This window comes from Streptomyces olivochromogenes, from assembly GCF_021538895.1.
GTDB classification, from domain to species: domain Bacteria; phylum Actinomycetota; class Actinomycetes; order Streptomycetales; family Streptomycetaceae; genus Streptomyces; species Streptomyces olivochromogenes_A.
The window spans coordinates 20,941-32,347 of record NZ_JADDRL010000107.1 but is presented as its reverse complement, the minus strand read 5'-3'; the positions used below and the strand labels follow the sequence as shown (position 1 = coordinate 32,347).

General features: G+C 68.7%; 8 protein-coding genes. 6 read left to right on the top strand and 2 right to left on the bottom strand.

Annotated elements, in window-relative coordinates; all coding sequences use genetic code 11:
* Positions 1-169: 169 nt before the first annotated feature.
* Positions 170-2,452 (bottom strand): (Fe-S)-binding protein, encoded by a 2,283-nt coding sequence (locus IPZ69_RS36685; RefSeq protein ID WP_235459028.1) that lies wholly within the window; start codon positions 2,450-2,452, stop codon positions 170-172.
* A 219-nt stretch (positions 2,453-2,671) separates the two neighbouring features.
* On the opposite strand from IPZ69_RS36685, the gene IPZ69_RS36680 reads away from it, so the two are divergent.
* The 5 genes from IPZ69_RS36680 (at position 2,672) to IPZ69_RS36660 (ending at position 7,944) form a co-directional block, all read left to right on the top strand.
* Positions 2,672-3,691: an MraY family glycosyltransferase gene (locus IPZ69_RS36680; RefSeq protein WP_235459027.1), complete on the top strand. Its 1,020-nt coding sequence runs from the start codon at positions 2,672-2,674 to the stop codon at positions 3,689-3,691.
* Positions 3,692-3,785: 94 nt separating this feature from the next.
* On the top strand, positions 3,786-5,624 hold the full coding sequence (dnaK, locus tag IPZ69_RS36675) for a molecular chaperone DnaK (RefSeq protein ID WP_235459026.1): 1,839 nt from the start codon (positions 3,786-3,788) through the stop codon (positions 5,622-5,624).
* A complete protein-coding gene (gene grpE / locus IPZ69_RS36670) occupies positions 5,621-6,274 on the top strand; it encodes a nucleotide exchange factor GrpE (RefSeq protein ID WP_235459025.1) in 654 nt (217 codons plus the stop codon). The genes dnaK and grpE overlap by 4 nt, the downstream gene beginning before the upstream one ends.
* Positions 6,275-6,307: 33 nt before the next feature.
* Positions 6,308-7,486, top strand: coding sequence for a molecular chaperone DnaJ (gene dnaJ / locus IPZ69_RS36665; protein WP_235459024.1), 1,179 nt, complete (start codon positions 6,308-6,310; stop codon positions 7,484-7,486).
* 5 nt (positions 7,487-7,491) lie between these two features.
* Positions 7,492-7,944, top strand: coding sequence for a heat shock protein transcriptional repressor HspR (locus tag IPZ69_RS36660; RefSeq protein ID WP_235459023.1), 453 nt, complete (start codon positions 7,492-7,494; stop codon positions 7,942-7,944).
* 58 nt (positions 7,945-8,002) lie between these two features.
* On the opposite strand, the gene IPZ69_RS36655 is transcribed toward IPZ69_RS36660, so the two are convergent.
* A complete protein-coding gene (locus tag IPZ69_RS36655) occupies positions 8,003-9,763 on the bottom strand; it encodes a PA14 domain-containing protein (protein WP_235459022.1) in 1,761 nt (586 codons plus the stop codon).
* Between the two features lie 294 nt (positions 9,764-10,057).
* On the opposite strand from IPZ69_RS36655, the gene IPZ69_RS36650 reads away from it, so the two are divergent.
* Positions 10,058-11,164, top strand: a complete 1,107-nt coding sequence (locus tag IPZ69_RS36650) for a substrate-binding domain-containing protein (RefSeq protein WP_235459021.1) — start codon at positions 10,058-10,060, stop codon at positions 11,162-11,164.
* Positions 11,165-11,407: the final 243 nt, after the last annotated feature.

Genomic DNA, 11,407 nt, shown 5'->3' with positions numbered 1-11,407 from the left:
GGCAGCGTCAGAATGTGTATAAGAGACAGCCCCTACACAGCAACGCCCCCACCCGCACGACAACACCGCCCCCACCACACAGCAACGCCCCCCAACCATCCAGGTCAGGGGGCGCCACCGCGTTCCTCAATGGCCGAATGGCCGAATGGCCGAATGGCCGAACGGCCGGTTACTTCACCGGCTCCGGCTCCGGCTCGTTCTCCGTTGCCGTCTCGCCCGCCGGGTCGACCGGTGTCTTGACGGAGTCGAGGAGCAGTTGGGCCACGTCCACCACCTGGATGGACTCCTTGGCCTTGCCCTCGTTCTTCTTGCCGTTGACCGAGTCGGTGAGCATGACCAGGCAGAACGGGCAGGCCGTCGAGACGATGTCGGGGTTCAGGGACAGGGCCTCGTCGACGCGCTCGTTGTTGATGCGCTTGCCGATCCGCTCCTCCATCCACATGCGGGCACCACCGGCGCCGCAGCAGAAGCCGCGCTCCTTGTGGCGGTGCATCTCCTCGTTCCGGAGGCCCGGGACGTTGGCGATGATCTCGCGCGGAGGCGTGTAGATCTTGTTGTGGCGGCCCAGGTAGCACGGGTCGTGGTAGGTGATGATGCCCTCGACCGGCGTCACCGGGATCAGCTTGCCCTCGTCCACCAGGTGCTGCAGCAGCTGGGTGTGGTGGATGACCTCGTAGTCGCCGCCGAGCTGCGGGTACTCGTTGCCGATCGTGTTGAGGCAGTGCGGGCAGGTGGCGACGATCTTCTTCGCCGACTTCGGCTTGCGCGACTCCGCCGTGACCTTGCCGTCGTCGTCCAGCTCCTCGCCGAACGCCGTGTTCAGGGCCATGACGTTCTCCATGCCGAGCTCCTGGAACAGGGGCTCGTTGCCCAGGCGGCGGGCGGAGTCACCGGTGCACTTCTCGTCGCCGCCCATGATCGCGAACTTCACGCCCGCGATGTGCAGCAGCTCGGCGAAGGCCTTGGTGGTCTTCTTGGCGCGGTCTTCGAGGGCACCGGCGCAGCCGACCCAGTACAGGTACTCGACCTCGGTGAGGTCCTCGATGTCCTTGCCGACGACCGGGACCTCGAAGTCGACCTCCTTGGTCCACTCCAGGCGCTGCTTCTTCGCCAGGCCCCAGGGGTTGCCCTTCTTCTCCAGGTTCTTGAGCATCGTGCCCGCCTCGGACGGGAAGGCGCTCTCGATCATCACCTGGTAGCGCCGCATGTCGACGATGTGGTCGACGTGCTCGATGTCGACGGGGCACTGCTCGACGCAGGCGCCGCAGGTGGTGCAGGACCACAGGACGTCCGGGTCGATGACGCCGTTCTCCTCGGCGGTGCCGATCAGCGGGCGCTCGGCCTCGGCCAGGGCCGCGGCGGGCACACCGGCCAGCTGCTCCTCGGACGCCTTCTCCTCGCCCTCGACGGTCTTGCCGCCACCCGCGAGCAGGTAGGGCGCCTTGGCGTGGGCGTTGTCGCGCAGCGACATGATCAGCAGCTTCGGCGACAGCGGCTTGCCGGTGTTCCAGGCGGGGCACTGCGACTGGCAGCGGCCGCACTCGGTGCAGGTGGAGAAGTCGAGGAGGCCCTTCCAGGAGAACTGCTCGACCTGGGAGACGCCGAAGACGTCGTCCTCGCCCGGGTCCTCGAAGTTGATCGGCTTGCCGCCGGAGGTCATCGGGAGCAGCGCGCCGAGCGAGGTCTCGCCCTTGGCGTTGCGCTTGAACCAGATGTTGGGGAACGCCAGGAAGCGGTGCCAGGCCACACCCATGTCGGTCTTCAGGGCGACCACGATCATCCAGATGAAGGAGGTCGCGATCTTCAGGCCGGCGAAGAAGTAGGTGAGGTTCTGGAGCGTGGAGAGGTCCATGCCCTCCAGCCACGACACCACCGGGTACGAGACGAAGAACGAGGCCTCGTAGCCGTCGACGTGGTGCTGGGCGCCCTCCAGGGCGTGCAGCATGAAGATGCAGATGCCGACGGTGAGGATGACGGTCTCGACGAAGTACGCCTGGCCGAAGTTGGAGCCGGCGAAGCGGGACTTGCGGCCCGGCCTGTCCGGCCTGCTCAGCTGGCGGACGACGATCAGGACCGCGATGCCGAGCACGGTCATCGTGCCGATGAACTCGACGAAGACGTTGTACGGCGTCCAGTCGCCGAGGATCGGCAGGAGCCAGTCGGCCTGGAACAGCTGGCCGATGGCGTTGACGATCGTCAGCAGCAGGGTGAAGAAGCCCACCGCCACGAACCAGTGCGCCACACCGACGATGCCCCAGCGGTTCATCCGGGTGTGGCCGAGGAACTCCCGGGCCACGGTGACGGTACGCTGCACGGGCTCGTCGGTGCGGGTGCCCGCGGGCACACTCTGGCCGAGTCGCATGAAGTTGAAGATCTGCAGGATGGCGCGGGCGAACAGGGCCACACCAACCACGATCAGAACCAGCGACACGATGATCGCGGCGAGTTGCATTTCGGGGCTCCTCGGGCCTGCGAGGGGGATTCTTCGAGGGGATTCCTCGACATTACTAAGCGGTAACTTATGCAGTCCGTCTGAGACTACCCCCATCCTCCGCCGCACTGTAGTCAGCCGTGCGGTGATCTGCGTCGCTGAGGGTGACCTCAAAAGGTCGATGAAGATCCGATCGTGTTATTCGTACCAAATTGCTACATTCACCCCTAATTTAGATCCGTGCTCTACGGGATCGCCGCCGCCACCTCCGCCCTCCTGCTCGCCGCCCTGCTCACCGCGCTGCTCCACGGGCCCGGCCTGCGGGCCGGTGTCGTCGACCGGCGGCGCCAGCGGCCCGTGCCGCTGCTGGGGGGTGTCGCCGTCGTGCTCGCCACCTGTCTCGTCGCCGGGGTGGGCGAGTGGACGGGCGTGGCCCCGCTGGGGGACGGGGTGGCGGACCTGCTCGTCGCGGCCGCCGGGGTCGCCCTGCTCGGACTGGTCGCCGACCTGTGGCGGCTGCGGGCGCGGGTGCTCGTCGCCGGTACGGCGGTGGCGGCCGCGTGCGTCGTGCCGTACGACGAGACCGGCCTCGGGGCCGGGATCCTCGCCGTGGGCTGGATCGTCTTCGTCGCCCTCGCCTTCAAGGGGCTCGATCACGCCGACGGGCTCGTCGGGACCGTCGGTGTCATCACCGCGTTCGGGGTCGGGGGCTGCGCCGCCACCGAGATGATGGACGGGCTCGCGGTGCTGCTCAGCGTGCTGGCCGCCGCCCTCACCGGCTTCCTCATGCACAACTGGCCGCCCGCGCGGACCGGGCTCGGCGCCTGCGGGTCGCTGTTCACGGGCTTCCTGCTCGCCTCCTCCGGCGTCTTCGCCCGGGCGGGGTACGACCTCGGCTCCGGCGCCGGGGTGCTGTTCTCGCTGGCCGCCCTGGCCGCCGCCGACGTCCTGCTCGTGGTCGTGTCGCGCCGCCTCGCGCGGCGGCCGCTGCTGCGCGCCGGGCCGGACCATCTCGCCCACCGGCTGCGCCGGCTCGGGCTCACCCCGCAGGGGGTCGTCGTCCTGCTGGGGCTCGGCACCTTCTCCGCGGTCCTCGTGGGAGTGTTCGCGCACACCGGGTACGCGGCGGGGAGTGCCGTGTTCTGGGTGGCCGGCGGGGCCGTTGTGGTCGTCCTGCTCCTCCTTCGGGTGCCTGTGTACGGTGCCCGCCGGATTGCGTCCACGCAGGTCAGAGGCCAGTTGCGTGTAAGGAACGGATAAGAGTTGAGCCCCTGCGACTCAGGTCTGTTGACCCAGTGGCGACCCTCGTGCACACTTGAGTCCGTTCCACTCAAGTCAGCTGGAGGAAATCACCATGGCACGTGCGGTCGGCATCGACCTGGGCACGACTAACTCCGTCGTCAGCGTTCTGGAGGGCGGCGAGCCCACCGTCATCACCAACGCCGAGGGTGCCAGGACCACGCCGTCCGTCGTCGCCTTCGCCAAGAACGGCGAGGTGTTGGTCGGCGAGGTCGCCAAGCGCCAGGCGGTCACCAACGTGGACCGGACCATCCGTTCCGTGAAGCGCCACATGGGCACCGACTGGAAGATCCAGCTGGACGGGAAGGACTTCAACCCGCAGCAGATCTCCGCCTTCATCCTGCAGAAGCTGAAGCGCGACGCCGAGGCCTACCTGGGCGAGAAGGTGACCGACGCGGTCATCACCGTCCCGGCGTACTTCAACGACTCCGAGCGCCAGGCGACGAAGGAGGCCGGCGAGATCGCCGGTCTGAACGTCCTTCGTATCGTCAACGAGCCCACCGCGGCCGCGCTCGCCTACGGCCTCGACAAGGACGAGCAGATCATCCTGGTCTTCGACCTCGGTGGCGGCACGTTCGACGTCTCGCTGCTGGAGATCGGCGACGGTGTCGTCGAGGTCAAGGCCACCAACGGTGACAACCACCTCGGTGGTGACGACTGGGACCAGCGCATCGTCGACTACCTGGTCAAGCAGTTCGCGGCCGGTCACGGTGTGGACCTCGGCAAGGACAAGATGGCTCTGCAGCGTCTGCGCGAGGCTGCCGAGAAGGCGAAGATCGAGCTGTCCTCGTCCACCGAGACCTCGATCAACCTGCCCTACATCACCGCGTCCGCCGAGGGCCCGCTGCACCTGGACGAGAAGCTGACCCGCGCTCAGTTCCAGCAGCTGACCGCGGACCTGCTGGAGCGCTGCAAGACGCCGTTCCACAACGTCATCAAGGACGCCGGCATCTCCCTCGCCGAGATCGACCACGTCGTCCTCGTCGGTGGCTCCACCCGTATGCCCGCCGTCGCCGAGCTCGTCAAGGAGCTGACCGGTGGCAAGGACGCCAACAAGGGCGTGAACCCGGACGAGGTCGTCGCCATCGGTGCCGCTCTCCAGGCCGGTGTCCTCAAGGGCGAGGTCAAGGACGTCCTGCTCCTCGACGTGACCCCGCTGTCCCTCGGTATCGAGACCAAGGGCGGCATCATGACCAAGCTGATCGAGCGCAACACGACGATCCCGACGAAGCGTTCGGAGATCTTCACGACGGCCGAGGACAACCAGCCGTCGGTGCAGATCCAGGTCTACCAGGGCGAGCGCGAGATCGCGGCCTACAACAAGAAGCTCGGCATGTTCGAGCTGACCGGCCTGCCGCCGGCGCCGCGTGGCGTCCCGCAGATCGAGGTCGCCTTCGACATCGACGCCAACGGCATCATGCACGTCACGGCGAAGGACCTCGGCACCGGCAAGGAGCAGAAGATGACCGTCACCGGCGGCTCCTCGCTCCCGAAGGACGAGGTCGACCGCATGCGTGAGGAGGCCGAGCGCTACGCGGAGGAGGACCACAAGCGCCGCGAGGCCGCCGAGACCCGCAACCAGGGCGAGCAGCTCGTCTACCAGACCGAGAAGTTCCTCAAGGACAACGAGGACAAGGTCCCGGGCGAGATCAAGACCGAGGTCGAGGCCGCGATCGCCGAGCTGAAGGAGACGCTCAAGGGCGAGGACACCGCCGAGATCCGCACCGCCACGGAGAAGGTCGCGGCCGTCTCGCAGAAGCTGGGCCAGGCCATGTACGCCGACGCCCAGGCCGGGCAGGCCGCCGCCGGCGATGCCGGTGAGGCCCCGCGCGCCGACGACGACGTCGTGGACGCCGAGATCGTCGACGACGAGCGCAAGGACGGTGCCGCGTGACGGAGGAGACCCCGGGCTTCGAGGAGAAGCCCGACGTCCCCTCCGGCGCCACCTCCGACGACGCCGAGCCGAAGGCCGCCTCCGAAGAGGGGGCGGCCCCGGCCGGGGACGCGAATCAGACAGCCGGCCTGGTGGCCCAGCTGGACCAGGTGCGCACGGCACTCAACGAGCGCACCCTGGACCTCCAGCGCCTCCAGGCCGAGTACCAGAACTACCGCCGCCGCGTCGAGCGCGACCGGGTCGCGGTCCGGGAGATCGCCATCGCGAACCTCCTGACCGAGCTCCTGCCCGTGCTCGACGACATCGGCCGCGCCCGGGAACACGGCGAGCTCGTCGGCGGATTCAAGTCCGTCGCCGAGTCGCTGGAGACCGTCGCGGCGAAGATGGGACTGCAGCAGTTCGGCAAGGAGGGCGAGCCCTTCGACCCGACGATCCACGAGGCCCTGATGCACTCGTACGCGCCGGACGTCACCGAGACGACGTGCGTGGCGATTCTGCAGCCCGGGTATCGGATCGGCGAGCGCACCATCCGCCCCGCGCGGGTGGCGGTGGCCGAACCCCAGCCCGGGGCGCAGACGGTCAAGGCCGAGGGCGCCGAGGAGACCGCGGCGGCCGACGACAAGGAGAACGGTGGCCCGGACGAGGGCTGACGTTGAACGGATGAGGAAGGAGGGACGTCGGGGATGAGCACCAAGGACTTCATCGAGAAGGACTACTACAAGGTCCTCGGCGTCCCCAAGGACGCCACCGAAGCCGAGATCAAGAAGGCGTACCGGAAGCTCGCCCGCGAGTTCCACCCGGACGCCAACAAGGGCAACGCCAAGGCGGAAGAGCGTTTCAAGGAGATCTCCGAGGCGAACGACATCCTCGGCGACCCCAAGAAGCGCAAGGAGTACGACGAGGCTCGCGCCCTCTTCGGCAACGGCGGCTTCCGCCCGGGGCCGGGCGCGGGCGGCGGCTCCTTCAACTTCGACCTGGGGGACCTCTTCGGAGGCGGTGCCCAGAGCGGAGGCGGCTTCGGCAACAGCGGCGGTGGGTTCAGTGACGTCCTGGGGGGCCTGTTCAACCGGGGTGGCGGCGGCGGCACACGGACGCAGCCCAGACGCGGCCAGGACATCGAGTCCGAGGTCACGCTGAGCTTCACCGAGGCCATCGAGGGCGCCACGGTCCCGCTGCGGATGTCCTCGCAGGCACCGTGCAAGGCCTGTTCGGGCACCGGCGACAAGAACGGCACGCCGCGCGTGTGCCCGACCTGCGTCGGCACCGGCCAGGTGGCCCGGGGTTCGGGCGGCGGCTTCTCGCTGACCGACCCCTGCCCCGACTGCAAGGGCCGCGGCCTGATCGCCGAGCACCCCTGCCTGGAGTGCAACGGCAGCGGGCGGGCCAAGTCGTCCCGCACGATGCAGGTGCGCATCCCGGCGGGCGTCACCGACGGGCAGCGCATCCGGCTGCGCGGCAAGGGCGCGCCCGGCGAGCGGGGCGGTCCGGCCGGCGACCTGTACGTGGTCGTGCACGTGGGCGAGCACCCGGTGTTCGGACGCAAGGGCGACAACCTCACGGTGACCGTCCCGGTGACGTTCACCGAGGCCGCTCTCGGCGGCGAGGTCCGGGTCCCGACCCTCGGCGGCCCCACCGTCACCCTGAAGCTGCCTCCGGGCACGCCCAACGGCCGCACCATGCGGGCGCGGGGCAAGGGCGCGGTCCGCAAGGACGGCACTCGCGGCGACCTGTTGGTCACCGTCGAGGTGAGTGTTCCCAAGGACCTGTCGGGGAAGGCTCGTGATGCGCTGGAGGCGTATCGCGAGGCGACCGCGGGTGAGGACCCGCGGGCGGAGCTGTTCGAGGCCGCGAAGGGAGCTTGAGAGTGATGGAAGGCCGTCGACGGAACCCGTATGAACTGACCGAGGAGACCCCGGTCTACGTCATCTCGGTGGCGGCCCAGCTCTCCGGCCTGCACCCGCAGACGCTGCGCCAGTACGACCGCCTGGGCCTGGTCTCGCCCGACCGCACCGCGGGCCGGGGCCGCCGCTACTCGGCCCGCGACATCGAACTGCTGCGCACCGTCCAGCAGTTGTCGCAGGACGAGGGCATCAACCTGGCCGGCATCAAGCGCATCATCGAACTGGAGAACCAGGTCGCCGCCCTCCAGTCCCGCGTGGCGGAGATGGAAGCGGCCCTGGACGGCGCCGCGGCCGCGATGCGGCAGCGGGAGGCCGCCGTGCACGCCTCCTACCGACGCGACCTGGTTCCGTACCAGGAGGTCCAGCAGACCAGCGCGCTGGTGGTGTGGCGTCCCAAGCGGCAGCAGTCGTCGGACTGACATCGCCTCAGCACATGCGAAGGGGCCGGGAGGCGTACAGCCTCCCGGCCCCTTCGTGTCACTTGACGGGCGCGCTGATCGCCCAGTCGCCGGCCGGTGTCGTCTCCGTGCCGTCGGCCTGCACGCCGGTCACCCAGTAGTAGGAGACCGAGCCGCGCTTGGCGCCGGTGTCGAAGTACGTATGTGCACCGGCCCCCAGTTCGGCGATCCGCTCGTAGGCGGCGGTGGCCGGGTTCCAGCGGTAGACGCGGAAGGCCTGCGCGGGGTTGGCGGACTCCTCCCCACCCGCGCCGAGCCCGGACCACACCAGCTGGTTGCCCTCGTCGCCCTCCGTGCCGTTCGCGTCCAGCCGCAGCGGCGAGCCCTCGGGGGTCGCCACGCTCGGCGTCATGTCGAGCTCGGTGGCGGCCACGGCCTCGGCCGGGCCGTTCCACTTGATGGCGGAGTTGCCGTCGTCGTCCACGGCGTCGAGGAAGAAGCAGGCCTGGCCGCCGTCGGGGAGCGTGGTGTACGCGAAGGACGTCTCGTCGGGCGAGACGTAGTCCGTCGCGGTGCCGTAGCAGATCTTGTCGCCCTCGTCGTTCTCCAGCAGCTCGCCCCGGTGGACCGTGTAGTACCGCAGGTCCGTGGCGGGGTTCTTGTCCCAGTTCAGCTGGAAGCCGTACTCGGTCGGGGTGACGGTCAGCCCGCTGACGAGGGCCGGCGGGTCGTTGTCCCAGATCTTGCCGCGCTGCGGGACGGACCGGTCGGACTCGTTGCCCGCCGCGTCGACGGCCGACACACGGTAGTAGTAGACGGTGCTCTCGGCGGCCGAGATGTCCAGGTAGGAGAGCTCGCCGGTGCTGACGAGCTTCGTGTACGTGCCGTTCTCGCTCGCGGCCCGGTAGACGCGGTAGGACACCGCGTCCGGGATCTTCTCCCAGCCGACCTTCAGTCCGCCCGTACCGCCCGTGGGAGTCACCTCGCCCGTCGCGGTCGTCACCGTGGGCGCCGCGGGCGCGACCCGGTCGGCGGTGGTGACGGGCAGGTCCGCGGTTCCGGTCGACTCGTTTGTGGCCTTGTCGTAGGCACGGACCTCGTAGTAGTAGGTCTCGCCGGCCGTCGGGAGCGTGCTGTCGGTGTACGACGTGGCGGTGGTCGTCGCGAGGGGAGCGGTGCCGAACGACGCCCCTTTCAGGCGGCGGTAGACCCGGTACCCGGCGAGGTCCATCTCCTTGTTCTTCGCCCAGGCGAGCTTCGCCCTGCCGGTGGCCGGGTCGTACGTCGCCGAAGCGCCCGCCGGGGCGAGGGGCTTGACCTTGTCGACGGTGGCGGAGGTGCGCGGCGCGTAGGAGAAGCGGACGTTGGCGGCGCCGGTCAGGTTGATGTAGTCGACGCGGAGGGTGTGCGTGCCCTTGGACAGGGTGATGTCGACCGACTTCTTCTGGGTGGTGGAGACGTTCTTCCAGAGGTCGATCTTCCGCGTGCCGTCGACGTAGACGCGGATGCCGTCCTGGGTGGCGGCGGTGAGGGTGAAGGGGCCGCCGGACCCGAAGTCGCGTGTCACGGTCCAGCGGACGCCGAAGTTGTCCTTCGGCAGGCCGGAGGCGGCCGCGCCACCGGCCCAGTTCTCGTCGATCGCGCTGTCGCAGTCGGTCTTCTTCGCCGTGCCCGAGAAGGTGGTGTTCGCGAAGAACTGCCGCATATAGACGGGCGAGGCGCACCGGGTGGCGGCGGAAGCGGGGGCCGCGACGGCGACGGTGGTGCCGAGCAGTCCGCCGGCCGTGGCGAGGACGACGGTGAGGGCCGCACCGGGCGTCGCGGGTCTGGCTGGGTTCATTCGATCCTCTGATCGGTTCGTGACGGCGGCTCGAGCCGCCGGTGATCACGACTCGCAAGGAAAGGCGTTGGTTGTACGGATCTTTGCCTCCCCATGAACTTCGCTTGGATGGAGGGTCCGTAAAGGTCGTTTGGAGGTGATTCCGTCAGCTCTTCACAGGTGCAGCGCAGCGTGGTGTTGCGGACTCGTTAAGTAGTTCGGCTTGACGTCGGGTATCGCTGCCGCGTTGTCTTTTCAGACATCTGGGTCGCAAAGCAGCCCCACGTCCGGAACGCACCTGAAGTGAGCCCCCGAATGCGTCGTATCGCCATAACCGTGGCCGCGTCCACGATGACCCTCTCGCTCGCCGGTTGCGGTGCGCTCGGTGCGACGGGTGACTCAAGTGAGGCGAGCCCGACCAAGGGCAACGACGTGACGGTGGGTCTGCTGCTGCCGGAGACGGCGAACACGCGGTACGCGAAGTTCGACTACCCCATCATCAAGGAGAAGGTCTCGGCCCTCACCAGGAAGCTGGGCAAGGTCGAGTACGCCAACGCGGGCGCGGACGCGGGCAAGCAGGCCCAGCAGATGCAGCAGATGATCGCCGACAAGGTCGACGTCATCCTGCTCGACGCGGTCGACTCGCACGCCATGGCGGGCGAGGTCAAGAAGGCCAAGGACGCGGGCATTCCGGTCATCGCCTACGACCGGCTGGCCGAGGGTCCGATCGACGCGTACATCTCCTTCGACAACGAGCTCGTGGGCGAGGTGCAGGGCCGTTCGCTGCTGGAGTCGCTCGGCTCGAACATCGACACCTCCGACAAGATCGTCATGTTGAACGGGTCGCCCACCGACCCGAACGCCAAGCAGTTCAAGGCGGGCGCGATGTCCGAATTGAACGGCAAGGTGACGATCGCGGCCTCGTACGACGTCAAGGACTGGAAGCCGGAGAACGCCGACGCCAATATGACCGAGGCGATCGGCGCGATCGGCAAGAACAACATCGCCGCCGTCTACTCCGCCAACGACGGCATGGCGGCCGGTGCCATCAAGGCCCTCACCGCCGCAGGCGTCACCGACCTGCCGCCGATCACCGGCCAGGACGCCGAGCTGGAGGGTGTGCAGCGGATCGTCTCGGGCGAGCAGTACATGAGCGTCTACAAGTCCTACCCGAGCGAGGCCGAGGCCGCCGCCGAGATGGCCGTCGCCAAGGTGCAGGGCAAGGACATCCAGTTCGACGCCCTCACCCAGGACCGCGTCGACAGCCCCACCAACAAGGACATCCCGGCGCAGCTGGTCACCGTGACCGCCCTGACGAAGGGCAACATCAAGGACACGGTCCTCGCGGACGGCATCTACAAGGTCTCCGAGATCTGCACCCCCAAGTACAAGGCGGCCTGCACGACGCTCGGCCTGAAGTAGCCGCGACCGGCCCGAAGTAGGGGCGATCGGCTGGAAAAAGCCGTGATCGTCCCGAAAGGGCCGGATCTCGTCGCTCGGCCCGCGTGCGCGCGGGCGGAGGTCAATACGGCGCGGTGCCCCGTGTTCACCCTGGAGGGTGGAGGCGCGGCGCCGCGCCGTACGTGTGTGAAGTGGTCCGCGTCAAGAGGCCGGTTCCGGCCACCTGATGCCGCGGCCCGAGGTGGGGCGTCCGACCGGGGGCGT

Excerpts from the sequence above, each read along its gene's own strand:
- dnaJ (WP_235459024.1), top strand. The coding sequence starts at position 6,308 with ATGAGCACCAAGGACTTCATCGAGAAGGACTACTACAAGGTCCTCGGC.
- IPZ69_RS36660 (WP_235459023.1), top strand. The coding sequence starts at position 7,492 with ATGGAAGGCCGTCGACGGAACCCGTATGAACTGACCGAGGAGACCCCG.
- IPZ69_RS36685 (WP_235459028.1), bottom strand. The coding sequence starts at position 2,452 with ATGCAACTCGCCGCGATCATCGTGTCGCTGGTTCTGATCGTGGTTGGT.
- IPZ69_RS36655 (WP_235459022.1), bottom strand. The coding sequence starts at position 9,763 with ATGAACCCAGCCAGACCCGCGACGCCCGGTGCGGCCCTCACCGTCGTC.
- IPZ69_RS36650 (WP_235459021.1), top strand. The coding sequence starts at position 10,058 with ATGCGTCGTATCGCCATAACCGTGGCCGCGTCCACGATGACCCTCTCG.
- dnaK (WP_235459026.1), top strand. The coding sequence starts at position 3,786 with ATGGCACGTGCGGTCGGCATCGACCTGGGCACGACTAACTCCGTCGTC.